This window comes from Thermogutta sp., from assembly GCF_014359955.1.
GTDB lineage: Bacteria > Planctomycetota > Planctomycetia > Pirellulales > Thermoguttaceae > Thermogutta.
Map to the genome: position 1 here is coordinate 1 of NZ_JACIYL010000839.1, position 1,843 is coordinate 1,843.

The 1,843-nt window shown below is 60.1% G+C and carries 1 protein-coding gene; it reads right to left on the bottom strand.

Annotated features, from left to right (window positions below; genetic code table 11):
• Positions 1–215: 215 nt before the first annotated feature.
• Positions 216–1,355, bottom strand: coding sequence for a tRNA 2-thiouridine(34) synthase MnmA (gene mnmA / locus H5U08_RS17455; protein WP_297036032.1), 1,140 nt, complete (start codon positions 1,353–1,355; stop codon positions 216–218).
• Between the last annotated feature and the right edge of the window lie 488 nt (positions 1,356–1,843).

Genomic DNA, 1,843 nt, shown 5'->3' on the forward strand with positions numbered 1-1,843 from the left:
AGAAGGTTTTACGGGTGAACTTCCACGCGAGAACGGTTCCTCAACAAGTCTCCCCAAGGTGTTTCATACGGCGGAAGCAGGTGCTGTCACAGTGACGATTTCCCACGATGGCCGCTGCCAGGTGAGTGGATTCCGATCTGCCGCGCAAACCCCCTTTTAACGCGAGGGTTGAGGTTTCCTGCCGTGCATGACTCCCATCTGCCGATGAGCATCCTTCAATCGATCCAGCCACCCCCAAGGACGCGCTCACCCTGGTAGCAGACGGCGGCCTGCCCCGGCGCCACGCCGTAGCACGGCTCATGGAACTGCACGCGGAACCGGTTGCCTTCCAGAATGGTGACGGTGGCGGGGACGGCCTTCGCCCGATAGCGGATTTTCACCGCGCACGGGAACGGTCCTGACGGCGGCTCCAACAGCCAGTTCGCCCCGGAAGCCGTCAACTCCCAGCGAGCAAGCTCTTCTCGCGTTCCCACCACGACACGGCGTGTGTCCGGCTCCAGACGCACCACGTAGCGCGGCTCGCCGAAGGCAATCCTCAGACCCTTCCGCTGGCCGATGGTGAAGCGCTCCAGTCCATCGTGATGGCCAACGACGCGGCCTTGGGTGTCCACAATCTCTCCCGCTGTGGAACGCTCCCCGCGAAACTGTCGCACGAAGGCCGCATGGTCCTGATTGGGAACGAAGCAGATTTCCTGGCTGTCGGGCTTGTCGGCTACCCGCAAACCGATCGTCGCCGCAATGTTCCGAATCTCCTGCTTTGTGTAATCTCCCACGGGAAACAGAAGCCGACCGAGGTACTCCCGCCGTATCCCAAACAGCACGTACGACTGGTCTTTGGCGAAATCACGACCGCAAAACAGGCCCGGCAAACCATCCTCGGCGGGCATCAGTCGGGCATAATGACCGGTCGCGACGAATTCTGCCCCCAGCGTGTCTGCATACTCAAAAAGACGTCCAAACTTGAGCCGGTTGTTGCACACGACGCAGGGGTTGGGCGTCCGCGCGGCGAGGTACTCGTTCACGAAATAGTCAATAATCTCGCGAAACTCCTCCTCAAAGTTGAGAACGTAAAACGGAATGTCGAGACGCTCGGCCACGCGCCGTGCGTCTTCAGCATCTGCCGCGCTACAGCACCCCTGCTTGGGACTCCGCAGAACCGGCAAAGCGGTGAGGGTTCCGCTTTGAGAAGCCGGCTCCCGCGGCCCCGGCGAAGCGTCGGACAACGAGCACGTGACCGGCGAGTGCATCCCGTGACGCATAAAAACCCCGATCACCTCGTGCCCCTGCTCCCGGAGCAGATGGGCCGAGACGCTGCTATCCACACCGCCAGACATTGCCAGGAGAACGCGGGCCATTTCGGAATCTTTGTCGAGTTGATCGATATAGGAAAAACGAACAAAAGGCTTGCTAAGGCACGCACTCGCGAAAAAATCGATTGCGAGGCGAATTCTTCGCCGGACGGAAAAAGCACCCACCCGTCGCGTGCAGCAGGACACACCGGCCTGCCCCATCGAGGAACCCGCCTTCGTTATTCTACGCAGAAAATGCGCTGCGAGCCGATGGCGTGGCAGACGTGTCGGGCATAAGCCTGAATTATTTGTAGTCTGACGAAACGGGTCATTTTCGCATCGGGCACGACAAGCGTGCCCCTCCATCTCGGAGGGACGTGCTTGTCACGTCCGCTTTCGGAGGGACGTGCTTGTCACGTCCGCCTGCCAACCCTCGATGATCCACCCCAATTCACTCGCATTCCGGTAGGGGCAATTCATGAATTGCCCCTACCAAGGCCGGCAACGTGACACATACATGTAACATCGGGCACGACAAGCGTGCCCCTCCGAAT

Bases quoted from the DNA above. Each gene is read 5' to 3' on its own strand.
- mnmA (WP_297036032.1), bottom strand. From the start codon at position 1,355: ATGGCCCGCGTTCTCCTGGCAATGTCTGGCGGTGTGGATAGCAGCGTC.